The sequence below is a fragment of the Acinetobacter sp. YH12072 genome (genome assembly GCF_013419565.1).
In the GTDB taxonomy this organism is placed as follows: Bacteria; Pseudomonadota; Gammaproteobacteria; order Pseudomonadales; family Moraxellaceae; genus Acinetobacter.
Map to the genome: position 1 here is coordinate 93,977 of NZ_VOZV01000008.1, position 21,244 is coordinate 115,220.

General features: G+C 42.7%; 21 protein-coding genes. 13 read left to right on the forward strand and 8 right to left on the reverse strand.

Annotated elements, in window-relative coordinates:
- Positions 1-109 precede the first annotated feature (109 nt).
- The 6 genes from FTU19_RS05100 to rnhB all read left to right on the forward strand — a co-directional run bounded on the left by FTU19_RS05100 (position 110) and on the right by rnhB (position 4,781).
- Positions 110-298: a hypothetical protein gene (locus tag FTU19_RS05100; RefSeq protein ID WP_180130295.1), complete on the forward strand. Its 189-nt coding sequence runs from the start codon at positions 110-112 to the stop codon at positions 296-298.
- Positions 299-739: 441 nt separating this feature from the next.
- Positions 740-2,062 carry an NCS2 family permease gene (locus FTU19_RS05105; protein ID WP_004815389.1) on the forward strand — a complete coding sequence of 441 codons (1,323 nt, stop codon included), beginning with the start codon at positions 740-742 and terminating at the stop codon, positions 2,060-2,062.
- 77 nt (positions 2,063-2,139) lie between these two features.
- Positions 2,140-3,141 carry an adenosine deaminase gene (locus tag FTU19_RS05110; RefSeq protein ID WP_004815391.1) on the forward strand — a complete coding sequence of 334 codons (1,002 nt, stop codon included), beginning with the start codon at positions 2,140-2,142 and terminating at the stop codon, positions 3,139-3,141.
- Positions 3,142-3,223: 82 nt separating this feature from the next.
- The gene (locus tag FTU19_RS05115) at positions 3,224-3,568 is read left to right on the forward strand and encodes a hypothetical protein (protein ID WP_004815392.1); all 345 of its coding nucleotides are present in this window, start codon (positions 3,224-3,226) and stop codon (positions 3,566-3,568) included.
- Between the two features lie 184 nt (positions 3,569-3,752).
- On the forward strand, positions 3,753-4,133 hold the full coding sequence (locus FTU19_RS05120; RefSeq protein ID WP_159123230.1) for a hypothetical protein: 381 nt from the start codon (positions 3,753-3,755) through the stop codon (positions 4,131-4,133).
- Positions 4,134-4,190: 57 nt separating this feature from the next.
- Positions 4,191-4,781 (forward strand): ribonuclease HII, encoded by a 591-nt coding sequence (gene rnhB, locus FTU19_RS05125; RefSeq protein WP_180130298.1) that lies wholly within the window; start codon positions 4,191-4,193, stop codon positions 4,779-4,781.
- Positions 4,782-4,860: 79 nt separating this feature from the next.
- On the opposite strand, the gene csrA is transcribed toward rnhB, so the two are convergent.
- The 3 genes from csrA to alaS all read right to left on the reverse strand — a co-directional run bounded on the left by csrA (position 4,861) and on the right by alaS (position 9,405).
- Positions 4,861-5,118, reverse strand: coding sequence for a carbon storage regulator CsrA (gene csrA / locus FTU19_RS05130; RefSeq protein WP_004784202.1), 258 nt, complete (start codon positions 5,116-5,118; stop codon positions 4,861-4,863).
- A 248-nt stretch (positions 5,119-5,366) separates the two neighbouring features.
- Positions 5,367-6,647 (reverse strand): aspartate kinase, encoded by a 1,281-nt coding sequence (locus FTU19_RS05135; RefSeq protein WP_166136055.1) that lies wholly within the window; start codon positions 6,645-6,647, stop codon positions 5,367-5,369.
- 64 nt (positions 6,648-6,711) lie between these two features.
- Positions 6,712-9,405, reverse strand: coding sequence for an alanine--tRNA ligase (gene alaS / locus FTU19_RS05140; protein WP_180130300.1), 2,694 nt, complete (start codon positions 9,403-9,405; stop codon positions 6,712-6,714).
- Between the two features lie 409 nt (positions 9,406-9,814).
- On the opposite strand from alaS, the gene FTU19_RS05145 reads away from it, so the two are divergent.
- Both FTU19_RS05145 and FTU19_RS05150 read left to right on the forward strand, forming a co-directional pair.
- Positions 9,815-10,843: a type I glyceraldehyde-3-phosphate dehydrogenase gene (locus tag FTU19_RS05145; protein WP_166136058.1), complete on the forward strand. Its 1,029-nt coding sequence runs from the start codon at positions 9,815-9,817 to the stop codon at positions 10,841-10,843.
- 179 nt (positions 10,844-11,022) lie between these two features.
- Positions 11,023-11,319, forward strand: a complete 297-nt coding sequence (locus FTU19_RS05150) for a hypothetical protein (RefSeq protein WP_004815405.1) — start codon at positions 11,023-11,025, stop codon at positions 11,317-11,319.
- Between the two features lie 36 nt (positions 11,320-11,355).
- On the opposite strand, the gene FTU19_RS05155 is transcribed toward FTU19_RS05150, so the two are convergent.
- Together FTU19_RS05155 and FTU19_RS05160 are read right to left on the reverse strand one after the other, a co-directional pair.
- The gene (locus FTU19_RS05155; protein WP_166136061.1) at positions 11,356-11,655 is read right to left on the reverse strand and encodes an AzlD family protein; all 300 of its coding nucleotides are present in this window, start codon (positions 11,653-11,655) and stop codon (positions 11,356-11,358) included.
- On the reverse strand, positions 11,652-12,398 hold the full coding sequence (locus FTU19_RS05160) for an AzlC family ABC transporter permease (protein WP_166136064.1): 747 nt from the start codon (positions 12,396-12,398) through the stop codon (positions 11,652-11,654). The genes FTU19_RS05155 and FTU19_RS05160 overlap by 4 nt, the downstream gene beginning before the upstream one ends.
- A 473-nt stretch (positions 12,399-12,871) precedes the next feature.
- Between FTU19_RS05160 and FTU19_RS05165 the strand changes: the two genes are divergently transcribed.
- From FTU19_RS05165 to FTU19_RS05185, 5 genes are all read left to right on the forward strand, one after another.
- A complete protein-coding gene (locus FTU19_RS05165; protein WP_159123236.1) occupies positions 12,872-14,038 on the forward strand; it encodes an ATP phosphoribosyltransferase regulatory subunit in 1,167 nt (388 codons plus the stop codon).
- A 79-nt stretch (positions 14,039-14,117) separates the two neighbouring features.
- The gene (locus FTU19_RS05170; RefSeq protein WP_004784184.1) at positions 14,118-15,437 is read left to right on the forward strand and encodes an adenylosuccinate synthase; all 1,320 of its coding nucleotides are present in this window, start codon (positions 14,118-14,120) and stop codon (positions 15,435-15,437) included.
- A 129-nt stretch (positions 15,438-15,566) separates the two neighbouring features.
- The gene (locus tag FTU19_RS05175) at positions 15,567-16,352 is read left to right on the forward strand and encodes a M48 family metallopeptidase (RefSeq protein WP_179993213.1); all 786 of its coding nucleotides are present in this window, start codon (positions 15,567-15,569) and stop codon (positions 16,350-16,352) included.
- Between the two features lie 93 nt (positions 16,353-16,445).
- The gene (locus tag FTU19_RS05180) at positions 16,446-16,754 is read left to right on the forward strand and encodes a hypothetical protein (protein ID WP_180025523.1); all 309 of its coding nucleotides are present in this window, start codon (positions 16,446-16,448) and stop codon (positions 16,752-16,754) included.
- 112 nt (positions 16,755-16,866) lie between these two features.
- Entirely contained in the window at positions 16,867-17,640 is a 774-nt protein-coding gene (locus FTU19_RS05185) for a M48 family metallopeptidase (protein ID WP_125279059.1), read from the forward strand.
- A gap of 139 nt (positions 17,641-17,779) precedes the next feature.
- On the opposite strand, the gene slyD is transcribed toward FTU19_RS05185, so the two are convergent.
- From slyD to FTU19_RS05200, 3 genes are all read right to left on the reverse strand, one after another.
- Complete coding sequence (gene slyD / locus FTU19_RS05190) at positions 17,780-18,262, reverse strand: peptidylprolyl isomerase (protein WP_004784172.1); 483 nt, start codon at positions 18,260-18,262, stop codon at positions 17,780-17,782.
- 136 nt (positions 18,263-18,398) lie between these two features.
- Positions 18,399-19,685 (reverse strand): NAD(P)/FAD-dependent oxidoreductase, encoded by a 1,287-nt coding sequence (locus FTU19_RS05195; protein WP_166136073.1) that lies wholly within the window; start codon positions 19,683-19,685, stop codon positions 18,399-18,401.
- 212 nt (positions 19,686-19,897) lie between these two features.
- Positions 19,898-21,211 (reverse strand): D-alanyl-D-alanine carboxypeptidase PBP6B, encoded by a 1,314-nt coding sequence (locus FTU19_RS05200; RefSeq protein ID WP_180130303.1) that lies wholly within the window; start codon positions 21,209-21,211, stop codon positions 19,898-19,900.
- Positions 21,212-21,244 lie beyond the last annotated feature (33 nt).

Below are 21,244 nucleotides of genomic sequence, written 5' to 3' on the forward strand. Positions count from 1 at the left end.
TAAAAAAACGAAGAATGAAAAGACCCTAAATATTTGAAAAAACTGCATTTTATCGGATTATTTGTAAACTATGTCACAATTTTATTGTTATTTTGTTAGCATAACTTCAATGCTGTTACATAACTCAACTACAAAAATGAAAATTTATACAATTCCTATTTTTGTGCTGATGGTGGGTTTACTCGGTTATTGTGTTCACCAACAGGCCGAAACAAAAAAATATGAAGAGCTTCATCAGATTCTGAAAGAAGTACAACATTCAACTAAATTGCTGAATGCAAATCGGCCCCGACCTTAATAGATTTGTACTAAGCTCTTTGATTAGGGAAACAGGTAAAAAGATAAAAATAAAATTATAATAAATAAAAGAAAATTTAATAATAGTAGAACTAGATTATATTAATTTTTAATAAAATATAAATTCTAAGAAGCAATCAGAAATCAATGTGTTATAATTTGCAAAAGATAAAGTTAGATCAAATTTACTTAAATTAAGTATTTGATTCTAATGATGAAAAAAGCTGCATAGGGGTTATGCAGCTTTTTTGTTTAGATTGTTTTTTGAGTTTTTCTAGCGCAGTTTTCTTACTGTTCGCTATTGAAACATTTTGACCCGCTAAATGGCGAAGCTGGCATATTCGTTGCTAACAGATCCTTAAAATTCATGAAGTTTTCTATAAAATTTCCTGGATTCGGCGGCATGCTTAAAGCATAAAGTTTACTCAATAGGGGCTAGGTCATGACGACTCCTAATCCATCTTCAGAAAATATGCTGGAACGTCTGTTCAAACTGAGTGAAAACAAAACCAGTTTCCGTACAGAAGTTCTGGCAGGTGTAACCACGTTCCTGACAATGTGTTACATCATTATTGTTAATCCGATGATTTTATCCGAAACCGGGATGGATCATGGGGCTGTCTTTGTAGCCACCTGTCTTGCAGCCGCAATTGGCTGTCTGGTGATGGGGCTAATTGCCAATTATCCAATCGCACTTGCACCGGGTATGGGCCTGAATGCCTTCTTTACCTACTCAGTCTGTCTGGGAATGGGTGTGCCTTGGCAAACTGCATTAGGTGCAGTATTTGTATCTGGTCTGGTCTTCATTGCCATCAGTATGTTCAAAATACGTGAGGCGATTGTCAATGCCATTCCAATGTCACTCAAACTGGCGATTGGCGGTGGTATTGGCCTGTTCCTGGCCCTGGTTGCACTGAAAAATGCTGGCATCATTGTTGATAATCAAGCGACCTTGGTGGGTCTGGGTGATTTGAAACAGCCAACTGTTATGCTTGCGCTACTTGGCTTCCTGTTAGTGGTGGTAATGCATCACTTCAAAGTCCGTGGTGCGATCATTATCAGTATTTTGGTAATCACTGCGATTTCTACTGCTTTAGGTTATAACCAGTTCCAGGGTGTAGTGGGTCAAATTCCTTCACTCGCACCAACCTTCCTGCAAATGGACTTTCAAGGTCTGTTTACAGCCAGCCTGATCGGTGTGATCTTCGTATTCTTCTTGGTCGATCTGTTTGACTCTACTGGTACGCTAGTAGGTGTTTCACATCGTGCAGGTTTGTTAAAAGATGGTAAATTGCCGCGTCTGAAAAAAGCATTATTTGCCGATTCTTCTGCGATTGTTGCTGGGGCGGCGTTAGGTACTTCTTCAACTACTCCTTATATTGAATCATCAGCCGGTGTTGCAGCAGGTGGTCGTACTGGTCTGACTGCCGTCGTAGTTGGCTTGCTGTTCATTGCCTGCCTGTTCCTGGCTCCATTGGCTCAATCTGTACCAGGTTTTGCTACTGCTCCAGCATTGCTATTTGTCGGTGTATTGATGATTCAGGGTATTGTCCATATTGAATGGGATGATATTACTGAAGCGGTTCCGGCGTTCCTGACCATTGTATTCATGCCATTTACGTACTCAATTGCAGATGGTATCGCAATGGGTTTTATCAGCTATGCGCTGATTAAACTGTTGACAGGTAAAGCGAAAACTGTTCCATACATGGTATGGATCATCGCAGTACTGTGGGCATTGAAGTTCTGGATGTTTGGCGGCTAATTTTTGTCGAATATCAAAAGGGTGTAAACTCAGTTTGCACCCTTTTTTATTTTTCTCAGGTTTAATCAGGAGTAGCGATGAACCGTCTTGAATTGATTCAGGCCTTGCCAAAGGCTGAGCTGCATGTGCATATCGAAGGTACCTTTGAACCTGAGTTAATGTTTGCAATTGCACAGCGTAATGAAATTAGCATTCCTTATAAATCGGTTGAGGAAGTAAAGCAGGCTTATAATTTCCATAATCTGCAATCTTTCCTAGATATCTACTACGCGGGCGCCAATGTTCTGATTCATGAACAGGACTTTTATGATCTGGCCTGGGCGTATTTTGAAAAATGCGCAGATGACAATGTCGTGCATACTGAAATGTTCTTTGATCCGCAAACCCACACCGATCGTGGCATTGCTTTTGAAACCGTGATCAATGGCTTGCAGAGAGCCTGTGATGATGCGAAAGCTAAATTAGGCATTACTTCACATCTGATCATGTGTTTCCTACGTCATCTTAGTGAAGAAGCAGCATTTGAGACATTAGAGCAAGCACTGCCTTATAAAGATCAAATCATTGGAGTAGGGCTGGATTCAAGTGAAGTCGGGCATCCACCGTCTAAGTTTGAACGTGTTTTCGCCAAAGCGCGTGAAGCCGGTTTTCTGGTGGTTGCACATGCGGGTGAAGAAGGTCCGGCAGAATATGTCTGGGAAGCTTTGGATTTATTAAAAGTAAACCGTATTGATCATGGGGTACGTTCTGAGGAAGATCCAGAATTGATGCAGCGTTTGATTGCAGAGAAGATGCCGCTTACAGTATGTCCACTTTCAAACCTGAAACTGTGTGTGGTAGATGATATGCAGCAGCATAATATCCGTCGCCTGTTGCAGCACGGCGTGCATGTCACAGTGAATTCAGATGATCCATCGTATTTCGGTGGTTATATGAATGACAATTTCATTGCCATTGCTGAAGCTTTGGACCTAAGCAATGATGAGCTAAAACAGCTGGCGATCAATTCTTTTGAAGCTTCATTTATTTCTGATGCTGAAAAACAGAAATGGATCAGCCTGATTCAGGCACTCGTTTAAAATATCATTCCAGTAAATTTGTTAGCCCAAAGAGGGTGGAGTTCGCTCTGCCTTTTTATTTAATCTGATCTGTGAACCAAAGATGAAATTAAAATTCCTGTGGCCTGTTCTGGCTGTTAGCTTAATCAATCCTGCTTGTGCAGATACCTCAATGACTCAGAAAGCCCTGAAACCTCTGATTGAATATCAGTGTGGCCAAGAGCTGAAAGATTCCAAAGTCTGGAAAATGGGTACTTATTTCATGGCTGAAGCCAATAAACAGCATTTACAGCAAAAAGTATGTGGCTGTGTAGGTGAGCATGCCTTGGAAGGTGTTCCGGCTAAAACCCTGTTAAAAGCAACCGTTGATGAAGAAACTAAAAAAGAGCTGACCCGTAAAGCAATTGCCAATAGCTTAAAAGGCTGTATGGGCGAGTTTATCAATTAAGGATTTTTGGGGGCTGGCTTATTCAGGCCTTACCCTTAAATGAGTAGTGAGTCTTCTTTCCTGTGATGGCTGTGAATCTGGCTGTGCGCAGATTAGACATCATGGCGCATTTTTAGATTTCTTATTGCGATAAACTTCGGCACAATAGCTGCATATTTTAAAAGTTGAAAAAAGGATAAAATCCGTGAAAAAATTATTGGCTGTTGTTGCTCCATTAGCACTTGTTCTTTCTGCCTGCGTAGCACCCCAAGGTACAGGCACCCCAACTCAAGCAAGTACAGGTCAGCAACTCGGTTCTGCAGCCATTAAAATTGCCATCAATGCAAAATGTGTTACTGAACTAAATAATATTCCGGCTTGGCAAACTGCAACACGTTTAATGACAGAAACACAAAAACAGAATATCCAGTCTGAAATTTGTGGTTGCGTGAGTGAAAAAGCACCACAAAACGTGACTGCGGTAGATTTGGCGACTGCAGCAATTGACCCAGCAGCACGTGCAACTATTGTAGGCAATGTCGTTGCAAATACTATTAACGCTTGCGTGGCTGAAGCGGTAAACTAAGTCAAAATCAAATTTGAATAGGCTGACTGGTTCAGCCTATTTTTTATGGGAAATAAAATGAACATTGCTGGTGTAGATGAAGCAGGGCGTGGGCCATTAGTAGGGTCGGTAGTCGCTGCAGCTGTGATATTGGATCCGAACAACCCGATTCGGGGCTTAAATGATTCCAAGAAGCTAAGCGAGAAGAAGCGAGAAAAACTTTTTATTGAGATTCAGGAAAAAGCACTGGCTTGGGCCATCGCTGAAGCCTCTGCGGCAGAAATCGACGAGCATAATATTTTGCAGGCCTCTTTGCTGGCAATGCGCCGCGCTGTGGAAGCATTAAGCATTCAGCCGGAACATGTACTGGTCGATGGCAACAAGATTCCTCAGGGTCTTGCGATGAGCTGTGATGCGGTTGTAGGTGGGGATGCTCTGCATCCTGAAATCTCGGCAGCCAGTATTCTGGCAAAAGTGACCCGGGATCGCCAGATGGTAGAGATGGATCAGAGGTATCCACAATTTGGCTTTGCCAAGCATAAGGGTTATCCGACCAAAGCACATTTTGAAGCGATTGTCTTACACGGGGTGATTGATGAGCACCGTCGTAGTTTCGGACCGGTGAAAAAAGTGCTGGCAGCGTTGCTTGATCAGCAGCAGGCAGGATAAAGTCTGATTATTTTGCTATGCAGTTGAAAATTAGACAAATTAAAAGCGGCTTAAAAGCCGCTTTTATATTCATACAAAATTAACGGTTAAAGTTATTTTGTGTCTGGTTATCATCTTCATAAGAAGAAGGCTGATAATCCTGGTCAATATGCTGAAGATGTTCATGCATTGCACGTTCATGCTGGATACGCTGGTAAATCTCTTCACGGTGTACAGAGACTTCTTTCGGAGCATTTACCCCAATACGAACCTGGTTGCCTTTTACGCCAAGTACAGTCACGCTGACTTGGTCTCCGATCATTAAAGTTTCCCCGACGCGTCGAGTCAAAATCAGCATGTTTCTCTCCTTGCAAAATGCAAAACCTGCAATCTATTGAATGTAATAAAAAAACACAACCTAAAATTATATAATTAAAGTTTGAATAGAAAGTCCTGTCCATGAAATGAAGAGGTTAACTATCCAGGCTGTTGAAAATCCTTAGGCTTAATATAACAGAGCCACTATAAAAAAAACTATAGTGGCCCTGCATTTTTGTAGAGATTTAATGAAATACTGTCAGACAATGACGGTATTTTGTAGTTCTCTTAAGCGCGTGCGCTAGATTCACCATGTTCACGGTCTAAACCAAACGCAGTGTGAAGTGAGCGAACTGCAAGCTCAAGATAATTCTCTTCGATAATTACTGAAATCTTGATTTCAGAAGTAGAAATCATCAGGATGTTGATGCCTTCATCAGCAAGGGCAGTGAACATTTTGCTCGCTACACCAGCGTGAGAACGCATACCTACACCTACGATAGACACTTTTACGATGTCATCACGAGTTGCAACTTCACGTGCGCCAATCGCTTGAGCAGTTTCTTCAAGGATTTTTTTGGCTTTAGCGAGTTCACCGCGGTTTACAGTAAACGTGAAATCAGTTGTACCATCTTCTTCAACGTTCTGGATAATCATATCCACTTCGATATTGGCATCACCAATTGGTTTAAGAATTTTAGATGCAATACCTGGCTCATCTGGAACACCCAGAATAGTCAGTTTAGCTTCGTCGCGGTTGAACGCGATACCAGAGATAATTGGCTGTTCCATGTTGTCTTCCAGTTCAGTAGTAATAAGAGTTCCGACGTTGTTTTTGAAGTCTTCGTCAAATGCGCCATCATTGTCATTATCGAAGCTTGAGAGTACCCGTAAAGGCACTTGGTACTTGCCTGCAAATTCTACAGAGCGAATTTGAAGAACTTTAGAACCTAAAGATGCCATTTCCAGCATTTCTTCGAAAGAGATACGGTCTACTTTTTTCGCTTTAGGAGCAACACGAGGGTCAGTCGTATATACGCCATCAACGTCTGTGTAAATCTGACATTCATCCGCTTTTAGCGCTGCAGCAAGGGCAACACCTGAAGTATCAGAACCACCACGACCTAAAGTTGTGGTATTGCCATTAGCATCAAAGCCTTGGAAACCTGCAACCACAATCACGCGGCCTGCGTCCAGGTTTTCAGTCAATACATCGGTATCAATAGATTCGATACGTGCTTTGGTGAATGCACTGTCAGTTTTAATACCAACCTGGCGACCAGTTAAAGATTTAGCTTCAACGCCAATTGAATTCAGCGCCATAGCTAACATGGAAATCGTTACCTGTTCACCCGTAGAAACCATTTGGTCAAGTTCACGTGGGTCAGGGGTTTCGGTAATGGCTTTCGCGAGAGCAAGCAAGCGGTTGGTTTCACCACTCATAGCAGATACGACTACAACCATCTTGTGGCCATGGTCATGCCAGCGCTTCACACGACGAGCAACATTGAGAATGCGCTCGGGAGTACCCATTGAGGTACCGCCATATTTTTGAACGATTAATGCCATAGTTGTTCCATATAAACCATGACCCTGATTTTCCGATCAGGGTCAGTTACACAAAATGAAGTTTTTATTTTGCTTCAAACCAAGCTGCTAAATCAGCCATCACTGGAGCAAACTTCTCGTTAAGTGGCGCGCCACCTTGTGCCAAGTCAGGTTTACCACCACCTTTACCACCTAGCTCAGTTGCCAAGTGTTTGATGATGTCACCCGCTTTAATAGAAGCAGTAAAGTCTTTAGCTACAGATGCAATCAAGCTAACCTTGTCACCCTCTACACCTGCAAGAACAATGACTGCATTTTCTAATTTTGATTTCACACCATCGTGCAGGTTACGTAGTGCTTTCGCATCCATACCCTGAACAGTCGTGATTAATGTTTTACGACCAGCAAGCTCTTGAACCTGGCTTAAAAGTTCACCGGCTTGTAGGCTTGCCAATTTTTGATTCAGCTGTTCAATCTGTTTTTGCAATTGATGCGCAGTGTCCACCACAGCTTCAACTTTTTCGACTGTTTGATGGTTCTGTGCTTTTAACAAACCATTGATATATTGAACATCACGATCGACTTTCTGTACGGCTTCAACCGCTTTAGTACCGGTTACGGCTTCAATACGACGTACACCTGCTGCGACACCACCTTCAGAAGTGATTTTGAACAGACCGATGTCACCTGTACGTTTCACGTGAATACCGCCACACAGCTCGATAGAGAAGTTTTTTTCGTCAATCACTGAACCCATAGACAATACGCGAACTTCTTCACCGTATTTCTCACCGAACAGCATCATCGCACCTTTGGCTTTCGCAGATTCGATGTCGAGCAGTTCAGTGGTAACAGGCGTGTTGGCAATCACTTCGGCATTTACCAGACGTTCAATTTCTTGCAGTTGCTCAAACGTTACAGGCTGATCGTTGGCAAAGTCGAAACGTAATACGTCAGACGCAACCAATGAACCTTTTTGTTGTACGTGTGAACCCAGGATTTGACGTAGGGCAGCGTGTAGCAAGTGAGTTGCAGAGTGGTTACGTGCAGTTGCGGCACGAATGTCGGCTTTAACCGTTGCTTCCACGTTTTGAGTAACTTTCAAGTTACCCATAGTCACGATACCTTGGTGAACGAATGCACCACCAGATTTTTTGGTATCTTGAACTTCGAAAATACCGGTATCGTTTTTGAAGAGTCCTGTATCACCGATTTGACCACCGCTTTCTGCATAGAAAGGAGTCTGGTTAAGAACGATTAATGCGTCGTCGCCTTCAACCACTTCGTCAACCTGTTCGCCATCTTTGTAGATTGCGATGATTTGACCTTGACCTGCGGTCGCGTCATAACCTTCAAACTGAGTTTCGCCTTCAACTTTAACAACGCTGTTATAGTCGATTGCGAATTTACCGGCATCACGTGCGCGTTGACGTTGTGCAGCCATTTCTTTTTCAAAGCCAGCTTCGTCAATCGTTAAATCACGTTCACGTGCGATATCTGCTGTAAGGTCAGTTGGGAAGCCGTAAGTATCATAAAGTTTGAATACGATTTCACCTGGAATCACAGAACCTTTCAGGTTTGCCAATTCGCCTTCAAGCAATTTCAGACCTTGCTCAAGTGTTTTCGCGAATTGTTCTTCTTCTTTCAGCAATGCAGCTTCGATACGTGTTTTGTTTGCTTCAAGCTCTGGATAAGCAGCACCCATTACATCAATTAAAGGCTGAAGCATTTTGTGGAAGAATGAACCAGTCGCACCCAGTTTGTTACCGTGACGAACTGCACGGCGGATGATACGACGCAGTACATAACCACGACCTTCATTCGAAGGGTTCACACCATCCGCAATCAGGAAGCAGCATGAACGTGCATGGTCAGCCACAACTTTAAGTGAAGCAGGGTATTCAACCGGTTTGTTTTCAGCTTGTGCTTTCGCTTCAATATCTGAAGTATCTAGACCGATAATTTCAGCAGCAGCTTTTAACAGGTTTTGGAACAGGTCGATTTCATAGTTAGAGTTGACATGTTGCAGAACCGCAGAAATACGCTCAAGGCCCATACCGGTATCAACAGAAGGTGCTGGAAGAGGGTGCAGGACGCCATCCGCAGTACGGTTGAACTGCATGAATACGTTGTTCCAGATTTCGATGAAACGGTCGCCATCTTCTTCAGGTGTACCAGGCAGGCCACCCCAAATGTGCTCACCGTGATCATAGAAGATTTCAGAACATGGACCACAAGGACCAGTATCGCCCATTGCCCAGAAATTGTCTGATGCGTATTTTTCGCCTTTGTTATCACCAATGCGGATAATACGGCTGGCATCTAGACCAACTTCTTTATTCCAGATATCAAACGCTTCGTCATCAGTGTGATACACAGTTACGTACAATTTGTCTTTAGGCAGTGCCAGCCATTTGTCGCCGGTCAGAAATTCCCAAGCAAATTTAATCGCATCACGTTTGAAGTAATCACCAAACGAGAAGTTACCCAGCATTTCAAAGAATGTGTGGTGACGAGCTGTGTAGCCAACGTTATCTAAGTCGTTGTGTTTACCACCTGCACGTACACATTTTTGTGAAGATGTTGCACGAACGTAGTCACGTTTTTCCAGACCCAGGAAGCAGTCTTTAAACTGGTTCATACCAGCATTGGTAAATAATAATGTTGGGTCGTTGGCAGGAACCAGAGAACTCGACGCGACACGTGTATGCCCTTGCGATTCAAAGTAGCTTAAAAAAGCTTCGCGAATTTCAGCTGATGTCATAAAACGAGTACTCACAACCAAGTCACTCCATAATTTCCGATTTGGCTAAAAACATCACAGTCTGACAAGAAGGTTGGTTCTCTGCTGCAATGCGGGGCTTAAATATTTAAAAACGCCAAATTATAACGGAAAATGCCTGTTCAACCAATGATTTTCATATTTATAGATCATAAAACTATAAGGAATGAATATTAGAAAAATCAGAAAAATGCCCTGCAAAATCAAAAGCTATTGTCATTACAGCAATTTATCTTCATTCTCGCTGATAGAAAGACTGGATTGCTTCAAGTAAAGCATGAATTTTTCGATGAAATATTGGACATTCTGTGTAATTTTTAGTGGATTTAGCTGAATAGTTATCAGTCAGCTGGATAATTCCATTAATATAGGCGCATAAAGTTTTATGCCGCAGTAGGGAACGTCGATGCAACGTATCGCAATTAATGGTTTTGGACGAATCGGACGCAATGTGTTGCGTGCATGGTTTGAAAATCCGAAAGATTTTAATTTTGACATCGTTGCCATTAATGACGTTGCCGACGTTGAAACCTTATTGCATTTATTTAAATATGATTCTACTCATGGCCGTTTCCCGGGGCAGGTTGATCTGACGTATGAAGATGAGTATGCCTACCTGCATGTCACTTATCGCGATGCTTATCAGAAAGTTCAGGTGTTAAGACAGGCGAATCCGGTGGAAATGCCATGGCGGGAATTGAATATTGATGTGGTATTGGAATGTACCGGCTTATTCCGTTCGCGTGAGGCTGCGACTCAGCATATTACTGCCGGGGCAAAACGGGTGATTATCGGCGCTGCACCGTTTGATACGGTGGATGCTGCAATTGTCTATGGCGTCAACCATCGTGATGTCAAAGAAAGTGACCAGATTATTTCTAGCGTGTCTTGTACTACGCAGGCATTGGTACCGCTAGTCAAAATCATTGATGATGCCTTTGGGATTGAGACTGCACTGATGACTGAAATTCATGCGGTGACTGCGGATCAGTCAGTACTGGATCATGCCCATCGTGATTTAAGACGTGCCCGTGCTTCCGGGCAAAATATTATTCCAACCACATCTTCAGCTTTGGGTGCTTTAAAACGCGTAATGCCGAAGATGGAGAACCGGATTGATGGTTATTCGATTCGCGTGCCAACCATTAATGTCGCAGCAATTGATCTGACTTTTATTTCTCAGTCACCCATTACTGATCATCAGTTAAATGAACTATTAATTAACGCTGCACGTCAGGATTTTGCTGAAATCATGTCTGTGACAGATGAGCCTTTAGTATCTTCAGACTTTAATCATTCGCCTTACTCATTGATTGTGGATCTGACCCAAACCCTGGTAGTGGGGCATCAGGCTAAAGTATTTGCCTGGTATGATAATGAATGGGGTTATGCCAACCGTTTGCTGGATCTCTGTGAATCCTTTTATACAGATTAAGCTATTTTGAAAGCATCCCAAATGGGGTGCTTTTTTATGCAAGATTAAAAAATTAGAAGAAAATGAATAAGAAGTTGGACGTAATTGATCGAAAAGCTCCGGATTTATGCCGAATATTTCTGTGATCTGGATATTTTTTCGTTAAGATAAAGATAATTAAATGGAATAAGAGCAAGCACATGATGTTGATCTGGGGATTTATTATATTACTGACCTTGGCTGTGATTTTTTTGATCTGGCTGCAATTTAATAATAATGAGAGTTCACAAAATGTGGAAGGCGTGCCAGTTGAGGAAAAAGTGGCACATCTGGAAGAAAATTTAAAAAAGACCTTGGAAATTATGCAGGATCTGGCGAAAAAGATGCATGTACAGCAGGAAGTACTAGATCAGACTACAGCCAAACTGCAAAAAGTTGAGCTGCAAAATGCAGAACTGGTAAATCTGCTCGCTAAAGTAGTAGAACCAAAGTCATAAGACCCTTTCATGCTGGCTTAGCCTTATATAAAGGATTTAAACTAGTAACATTCTTAAAATAGCTGCCGAGGCCATGCTAATCAAAATGGTTGGCAGCATCCCAAAGCGTGATGCAGCGAATAGTGTCGACATTATAGCGATCAGATCAGCCGGATCATCTCGTAAAAAATATGGGGTGATCATCGAAATCAGTACACAACCTGGAATTACTTCCAGAATTTTACGCTGACGATTATTTAAGGTTTTGTTCTTGAGTAGGACATAGCCAAGTATCCGGGCGCAGTAAGTCGTTAGCGCCACCAATAAGATTGCAATAAAAGTGCTCATCTGAATCATGCTTCATCCTTCTGAATGAGCCAGAAGGCAGAGGTAATGCCTGCAAGTGCGCCAATCAGCACATACCAGTTGTCCGGTAGATAGCTATAAGCCAGTGCTGCACAAACAAGACTCACTAACCAGGGCCTCGCTTCAGTAAAGCCTTTCCACATGCCTTTCAGCAAAACCAGCATAATGGCGGGGAAAGCCATATCAAAACCAAAACGGTTAATATCACCTAGCACAGGTCCAAGCAGGGCACCGAGTGTCGTAAAGCCGACCCAGGCCAGATAAAGAACAATACATAGCCCGGCATAATAAGGCAGACTAAAAGCATATCGATAACCAAACTGTGACAGTCGACGCTGTGCATCTGTCAGGCTTAAGGCCCAGCTCTCATCCACCATAAAAAATAATGCCGGAAAGACTTTTCGATTTGGAAGATGTCTTAAATAAGGTACTAAACTGGCACCGAGCAGAATATAGCGGCTGTTAATGAGAAAAGTAATAAAGATTAAGGTAAGCAGATGCGGTGGATCAGTCCAGGCTTCTAAAACTGCAAACTCGGAACCGCCAGCAAAGTTCAGCCCGGTCAGCAAGGGAACCTCAAGCAGGCTAAAATCTTTTTGTGCTGCTGTTGCGCCCAAGACCAGCGCCAGAGGAATTACACCTAATAATAAAGGTAGGCAGTCTTTCACACCACGCTGAAAATCACTCAGAGGAGTAGCATCAGAAGGCGTAATACGTGGCTGAAAGGGAGGCATGAGATGATCGGGTTTTATTCTAGAAGGAGAAAGAAAGTTTATAAGAAATATAGGAGTCTTTGCAGTGCCTTTAAACTCTACCAGAATGATGCTGTTTTCTTGGTCATTTAAGTTCCCACATTGAGTTTTTGTATAGGATTATTTTTAAGCATCTAGTACTGATATTTTATAAATTTTTACTCTTAGATAGATGAGGATTGAATCAAGAATAAGTTTTTCGTCATTGTTTTGGTTAGGGAAATATATTAGAAAATCAAGTTGATATGTTGGTTATTAAATTTTATTCAGCCTATTTTCTCTTAATAAGAAAGAGATGATTTGGTTTATCTATCTAAGTCCTTTGTTCAGTCAGAGAAAATTATCAAAATTGCGATGCACAGCCTAAACGATCGTGCTAGACTAGGAGAAATCGGGTGTGCTCCCGATTTTTTTATGCGGTTTATTCCGCGCTGACAAGAATTTAGGTTTACAACATGCCCATTTCAGAGACATGGTTATTACCTGATGGTGTAGCTGATGTATTACCAGAACAAGCGCAAGTCATCGAAAGCCTGCGCCGTCAATCACTGGATTTCCTCGCATCTCGAGGTTATCAGCTGGTGTACACGCCATTTATTGAATACATTGAATCTCTATCTTCTCTCTCAGAATCGAATCAGGATTTAGACTTAGCCACTTTTAAAGTGATCGACCAGCTGTCTGGCCGCTTGCTTGGTGTGCGTGCCGATATGACACCACAAGTGGCTCGTATCGATGCGCATGTACATCCAGTGGAAGGTGTGGCTCGTTATTGCTATGCGGGTACGGTTTTACATACGAAACCTCAAGGATTTAATACCACACGTGCACCATTGCAATTAGGTGCAGAATTATTTGGTTCAGACAGCATTGACGCTGACGTGGAAATGGTTGACTTGATGATCAGCCTGATTCAGGAAGCAGGTCTGGCCGACGGTATCCACCTTGATTTAGGTCATGTGGGGCTGTTCCGTAGTCTGATTGCACAAGCTGGTTTAAGTAAGGCAACCGAACGCCAATTGTCTGATCTTTATCAACGTAAAGCGTTGCCAGAATTAGCTGAATTTACTGCAAATCTTAAGTTTGGTTCAGACTTCTATACGCTTGGCCGCTTTGCAAGTGACCTGGATGCCTTAAAAACGAATTTAAGTGCTGAAGTATTAGAAAATCCAGCCTTCAAACAGGCATTTGATGCACTGCAAACCACCAAAAATGAAGTTCAGGTGCGCTGGCCGAATCTGCATATTGGGATTGATGTCGTCGAGTTACGTTCATACCATTATCACACCGGCCTGATGTATGCAGTTTATGCACCAAACCGTGCTGCGGCACTGGCACAAGGTGGCCGTTATGATGGCATTGGTGAGCATTTTGGTCGTGCACGTCCGGCAACTGGTTTCTCTTGTGACTTATATGCTTTAAGTGCAGGCAAGTTTGCTACAGCTAAAGTTGTGGTAGCACCTAAGGGTACAGATGCTGCGCTGTTAAATGCGATTCAGGCAACCCGTGCACAAGGCTTAAGTGTAATTCAGTTATTAGGTAATGATGATTTAAACTCGGTACCGTATGCAACTCACCAGCTGGTGAATGTGGACGGTGAGTGGACTATCAAAACGATTTAATCGCTTTAATTGTTTTACTCAGTGTTCATGTCGCTGAGTGGGACTTTCAACTTTAACAGCATGATGTAATGAGGCTATTATGGGCAAGAATGTTGTGGTACTTGGTACCCAATGGGGCGACGAAGGTAAGGGTAAAATCGTCGACCTGCTCACAGATCAAGCGGCTGCAGTAGTTCGTTATCAAGGCGGACATAACGCAGGTCATACTCTCGTGGTTGGTGGTAAGAAAACTGTATTACACCTCATTCCATCAGGTATTTTACGTGAAAACGTATTGTGCTTAATTGGTAATGGTGTGGTTCTTTCACCTGAAGCGCTCATCAAAGAGATGGATATTCTTGAAAAAGAAGGCGTGCCAGTACGTGAACGTCTACGCATTTCTCCAAACTGTCCATTGATTCTTCCACACCACATCGCACTTGACCAAGCTCGTGAGAAAAAACGTGGTAATGCGAAAATTGGTACAACTGGTCGTGGGATTGGTCCTGCTTATGAAGATAAAGTAGCGCGTCGTGCAATCCGTGTTGCTGACCTGGTACGTGGTGGCGAACATCTGAAAGCTCAGCTTGAAGAATTGCTTGAATACCACAACTTCCAATTGACTCAATTCTTCGGTGTTGAAGCAGTTAAAGTTGAAGACGTACTTGCGCTTTGCGACGAATGGCGCAAAGTGATCGAGCCTATGGTTATGGACGTGACTGGTGAACTTCACGCTTACCGTAAAGCTGGCAAGAAAATCATGTTCGAAGGTGCACAAGGTTCATTGCTTGACGTTGACCACGGTACATATCCGTACGTGACTTCTTCAAACACGACTGCTGGTGGCGTAAGCTCAGGTTCAGGTCTTGGTCCATTACACCTTGACTACGTTCTTGGTATTACTAAAGCGTATACTACTCGTGTAGGTTCAGGTCCATTCCCAACTGAGTTGGTGTATGACGCTGCAACAGATACAGGTGATGCAATTGGTAAACACCTGGGTACTGTAGGTTCAGAATTTGGTGCGTCTACTGGCCGTCAACGTCGTTGTGGCTGGTTCGATGCTGAAATCCTGCGTCGTTCAGTAGAAGTGAACTCACTGTCTGGTATTTGCTTGACTAAACTTGACGTTCTTGACGGTTTGGAAGAAGTGAAAATCTGTGTAGGTTACGAAGCTGCTGATTCTGGCTGTGTTGGTTCTTCTGATGCGCTTGCATTTGAAACTTTAAAACCAATTTACGAGACTATGCCAGGCTGGAAAGAATCTACTTTCGGTGCGAAATCACTAGATCAATTGCCACAAGCGGCAATTAACTATGTGAAACGTCTTGAACAATTGATTGAATGTCCAATCGACATCATTTCAACTGGTCCAGACCGTGAAGAAACCATTATTCTTCGCCATCCGTTTGATGCTTAATCCTTTAAGCTGAAAATGATAAAAACCCTGTGATTTCACAGGGTTTTTTATTTGGAAAAGCTTATAAAAATGATTGAAAACCTGTTTGGATTCTTTATGATGTTTTGACCTTATATATTTGAGAAGGTCATGAAATATAAAAATTTATTGGCGGGGATGGTCATTGCGACCACATTAACGGGGTGTACTACGGTTGCAGATTTGATGGGAGCTGATTCAGCTACATTAAATCTGAGTGCAGCACAAAGCTATAATCAGATGCTGACAGAGGCCAAGCAGAAACAGATTCTGGATACGACTTCTGCCACCTATAAAAAAGTAAATCGGGTTTTCCTGAAAATGAAGCCGTATGCGGATCAACTGAATCAGACTGGGCAGAAGTTTGACTGGCAAGTGGCTGTGATCAAATCTAACGAGATTAATGCCTATGTCGCACCAGGTGGCAAGGTGGTGTTCTATACGGGTATTGTCGACACACTAAAACTTACAGACGATGAAGTTGCTGCCATCATGGGACATGAAATGGTGCACGCGCTTGAGGAACATTCTAAAAATAAGGTAGGAGCGCAAGCACTTACCGATTTGGCAGTAAGTATCGGTAGCAAGTATGTCGGGCAGTCCGCTGGTGGTTATGGTGGGCTACTGCTGGATATGGGTGCTCAATTTGGTGTGGGCTTGCCATTCTCACGTAATCTGGAAAGCCGTGCCGATAAAGGCGGGCTCATGCTGATGGCACGAGCAGGCTATAACCCGAATGCAGCGATTACGTTGTGGCAAAAAATGAATGCACAAGACAGCCGTGGCAATAGCGTCCTGAATAAATTTACTTCTACGCATCCAACGAATGATGACCGAATTGCAGCCTTGCAACAGCTGATGCCTGAAGCGATGACGGTATATAAGGCTAAGAAATAATTTGGAAATTCAGGACTAAAGTCTTAACAGCAAGTGCTGTGCAGTGGCATGGCGCTTGTTAGAATAAAACAAAATAAAATATGAGTATGCAGGATGCATAAAAATATCTCGGGAACGATGTTCTATTCCTTGTTATTCGCGATGGGCGGCGCACCGACCATTGCGATGCTAATTATACGTGCCCAAACTCAGGATCCTGACATTATTTATGGGGCATTCATTGGCTTGAGCGTGATCATTGCCTGTGTACTAGTACCTGTCATCTTACTGCAGAATGCTTTTCTATTTTTTAAGCGTAAAAGTGAAATTTTAGAAGAAAAAATTAAACCTTTGTGTTATTTATATTTAGGTTTAAATATTGTCTGTCTGATTTATTGGCTTGCGATACAGTATTGGGGTTAAAATTACATAAAATATAACAAGATGAAGTAATTGTACATTTAGTTGATCCGGCCTTTAACTTATAATTTTTTACAATGTAAATTAACCTTTTGCTTATGGTGGAGTCACTATAATGAAAAATAAATTCTTGTTAGGTATGGGTGCAGCCGCAGCCATTACTTTGTCTGGTTGTACAACTATTGCCGATATTGCAGGTGCAGATACTGCGACTTTAAATGCTTCAGCCAGCCAAAGCTACAATGCCATGGTGGCAGACGCTAAAGCGAAAGGCCAGCTGGATACCAGTTCAGCGACATACAGTCGTATTAATGCTGTTTTTAACCGTTTAAAACCTTATGCCAACCAGCTGAACCAGACGGGTACTGCATTCCAATGGCAGTTGGCCGTATTGAAATCTGATCAGGTCAACGCTTTTGTGGCACCTGGTGGTAAAGTGGTGTTCTATACCGGTATCGTGAACAAGCTGAATCTGACCGATGCTGAAATTGCAGCCATTATGGGTCATGAAATGGTCCATGCCCTGGAAGAGCATGCGAAACAGAAACTTGGTGCACAAGCCCTGACTGATCTGGCATTGGGTATTGGTTTAAATGCAGCGGGCGTAGGACAAGGTGGTGCTGCAGTAGCACAATTGGGTAGCCAGATTGGTATCGGCTTGCCTTACTCACGTAACCTAGAAAGCCGTGCTGATCAGGGCGGTTTAACTCTCATGGCGCGTGCTGGCTATAACCCGAATGCAGCGATTACTCTTTGGGAAAAAATGAACAAGCTTGAAGGTGGTAGCACTGGCGCGACTTTCCTGTCTACTCACCCATCGAACAGTCAGCGTATCGCAGCAATGCGTCAAAATCTGCCAGCAGCAATGCAGATCTATAACAAACGTTAATGATTGCGTAATTTGAGTGATTCGCGATTTTAATGATGAAAAGCAGGGCAGTAGTCCTGCTTTTTTATATTTAAAATCTTAAGGCAATAAAAAAGGCAAAGTTTTCACTTTGCCTTTTTGTGCTAAAGACCGGGAAGTCTTAGTGGTGGTGACCACCTGCACCGTGTACGTGACCGTGATCAAGTTCTTCTTGAGAAGGTTCACGGATAGACACGATTTCAACTTCGAAAGTTAAATCTTGACCAGCAAGCGGGAAGTTAGCATCAACAACTACGTTATCACCTTCAACTGCTTTAACAGTTACGATTTGAACGCCGTCATCAGTTTGTGCTTGGAACTGCATGCCTGCCTGGATGTTGTCTACGCCTTGGAACATTTGTTTAGGCACTTCTTGCACTAGCTCTGGGTTATATTCGCCATAGCCTTCAGCAGCAGGAACATTTACAGTGAATTTTTCACCAACAGTTTTGCCTTCTAAAGCTTTTTCTAAACCAGGGATGATGTTACCTGCACCGTGCAAATAGGCAAGTGGTTCACCTTGAGATTTGTCGAGAGTTTCACCCTCTGCGTTAGTCAATGTGTAGTGGAAAGAAACCACGAGGTTATTTGCAATAGCAGTCATATTAATTGATCCATTCAATTTTTTAAGGGTACATCATAAAGTGAAATTGTATTTTTGTAGACTAAAAATAGCAAAAAAATGCAATTTGACATGTTTAATGACGATTTTTTCATATATGAGGACAATATTTACAATTTCAATGCAATTTCAGCTTGGGTGCAATTTTTCGTGTAACAAAGTCTTTGGCAGTTAACAGGCCAGCATGGGTATAGCCATGAATAGTGGCTTGATGAATCCGGTACAGGGATACATACATGGATTTCGCGACAAAGCCTTGAACATTGACCTGACCCAATAATTCACCGACAGCGCTGTTTTGACTTAAAGACACTAATGAACCTTTGTCAGAAAACTTGAACATCGGTAAATAACTTTCGCCATTAATGCGTGCTTTTAAGGCTCTGACCAGAAAAGCGGCCTGCTGGCTGGCGACCTGTGCACGGGGGCCTAAAACCGGTTGATCTGCTTCAGGCTGACAGTGAGCACAATCACCAAAAACGAAAATATCCGGGTCTGACAGAGTTTGCAGAGTTGCATAAACTTTTAGGCGATTAATGTTGTCTTTTTCCAGCTCTTTAAGTTTTGCCAGAACTTCAGGTGCTTTAATTCCAGCAGCCCAGACTTTAATTTCTGCTTCGAGGCTTGAACCATCTGCAAAATAAATCTGGTCTTCATCGACTTTAGCGACCCTATGACTGGTTAATACCTCAATACCTAGACGATCGAGTTGCTCCATGGTGTGTTCAGCCATTTTCTCAGACAGTGCAGGTAAGATTCGGTCAGCGGCTTCAATCAAAGTGATTTTGACTTTATTTGGATCGATCTTGTTCAGACCATATTTAAAAAAGTTTTGTTTGGCGATCACCAGCTCGGCAGCCAGTTCTACACCAGTTGCACCGGCTCCAATAATGGCAATTTTAAGCTCACGCGAAGAGGTCTGATTTTGAGCATTGAGATAAAGATGTAGCAGATCCTGCTGAAAGACATCGGCCTGCTGGCGGCTGTCGAGAAAATGACAGTATTGGGCAACACCTTCCGTATTAAAATCATTGGAAGTGGAACCTAATGCCAGCACCAGCGTGTCATAGCTGATGTGTTTCTTCTGTTTAGGCTGAGCTTTTTTAGAAAAGTAATCTGTTTCCAGAACAATTTCTTTAGCCTTACGATCCAGATCAACAAATGTTCCCAGCACAAAGTGATAATGATGAGCTGCAGCATGACTAAAATAATTGGTTTCTTCTGCATGCGGATTAAGCGTACCTGCAGCAATTTCATGCAATAAGGGTTTCCAGATATGTGTCAGTTTCTGATCTACCAACGTGATATGCGCTTGGCCACTTTTGCCTAAGGTTTCGCCCAGTTGAGTAGCTAGCTCCAATCCACCTGCGCCACCACCTACAATTACGATTCGATGTGCTGTCATATATTATTAACCTATTTATTTTTCTAATAAAAATAAGAGAAATTTAGACCAAATATACTATGGCATGGGCAGCAGGCCGTCTTGATTAGAATTGTTATACAAATTACAAAACGTAGCAATTATGGCAGAAGAGGTAAAATCGACGAGAGAAGAGAAGAAATCTATGGTGGGAGTTAGAAGACAAATGAGGGCCTTCTAACTGTATTCAGCGTTTATTTCTGGATTGGATAGAGTTTGGCACTTGGTGCATTTTCTGCAAAGATGCCAAAGAAGCTAGATAACCAGCTCAGGAATTTCTGGAAGAAACCGGCTTCTTCAAGTTCCACCATATCTTCAATCTGGATGGTACGAATAAGCTGATTATTCTGATACACATGAATCGTCGCTAATGGCATCACTTTGGCCATAGGTGCAATCAACTCAGAAGCAGTCATTTCTACATTAATATGGGTCTGGGTTTCATGGAGCGGTTCAATGCTTTGCATTACACCATCACCTGTATTCAACATTACCCGTTGATGGTTTTGATCGAACTGGTTCAGGTCAATGGCATAATTCTGATCATATAAAGATGTCGTAATAATCTGCGGCTGTTTAGTCTGAACCTTAAACATTTTCAAAGTCGATTTGATCACCGGTAATTCAGCGAGTAGCTGTTTGTCTTTAATGGCGACTTCATTACGGGTATAGGTATACGCCAGATTCATCAACTTATGCGACACTTCAGCGCGTTTGGCAGCACTTTTGGTACCTAGAACTACCACGATCAAACGACGGTGGGGCAGTTCCATATCATAAGTTGGACGATTGGCGGTGAGCGCCAGGTTATAGCCGGCTGCACGAGTAAAGCCAGTTTTTAAACCATCGACGCTTGAGTCCACTTGCAACACACGGTTAGTGGCACGGTGGAAATGGTTGTTATAGCTAAAACTTGGCTGTTTGGAATAATACAGATAGTCCGGAGTCTGATTGACTACAGCTGCCGACAAACGCGCCAGATCCGCTGCAGTAGAATAGTGCTCAGGCATGGTAATACCGGCCGGATTCTGGAAATGGGTATGAACCATACCTAAAGCTTTTGCTTCCCGATTCATTCGCTCGACAAAGCTCGGAATATCAACTGAAATTTTTTCTGCCAATGTCACAGCAGCATCATTCGCCGACATGATAATCAGACCTGCCAGAAGTTGATCAATCGAAATCTGCTCACCTTCTTTCAGGTACATTTGTGACTCATCCCACATCACTGTTTTCACAATCGGTGTTGCAGTTAATACTTCACTTTTATCTAATTTACCCGCCTGAATTTCTTTCAATGCAATATAAGCGACCATCATTTTGGTGAGGGAAGCTGGAGCACGTTGAACGTCGGCATTGTGTTCGGCAATGACTTGGCCTGACTGTGAGTCAAGAATGGTCCAGGCTTCTGCTTCAACGCTTTCAGGCAAAATATTCAGAAGGGCAGCATATGAAATTGCAGGCACAAACAGGCTGAGAACTGCAAGCAGTGAGATGATGTATTTCAAAGGTGTTCCTTAATAACCAACCGGTCGATGAAC